Here is a 268-nt window from a genome sequence, read left to right on the forward strand (position 1 = left end):
GGCGACGCCATCGTTCGTAGCCTGGCAGGTGCGCGATCAGGTCGACGCACGTGCGAACGCGCTCGTGTCCACGCTTGCGTATGCACGCAGTGAGGCATTGCGCCGCGGCGCCCGGGTGACCGTATGCAGGACGGACGCGTCGCGCCACTGTCTTGCCGCCGGGCAGCCGTGCGGCAATGGCGTCGCCGACTGGTCTTGCGGCTGGGCCGTATTGGCCGAGCGCGGCGGCACGTCTACGCTGTTGCGCGCGCATGCCTCGGTTGCGGCG

Annotated in this window: 1 protein-coding gene; it reads left to right on the plus strand. The window is 70.9% G+C overall.

Annotation, left to right across the window (positions count from 1 at the left end; translation table 11 throughout):
• A partial coding sequence (locus SB753_RS37625; protein WP_410805232.1) for a Tfp pilus assembly protein FimT/FimU occupies positions 1 to 268 on the plus strand: 268 nt, incomplete at both ends.

It is taken from the genome of Paraburkholderia sp. SIMBA_053 (genome assembly GCF_046534895.1).
In the GTDB taxonomy this organism is placed as follows: Bacteria; Pseudomonadota; Gammaproteobacteria; order Burkholderiales; family Burkholderiaceae; genus Paraburkholderia; species Paraburkholderia caledonica.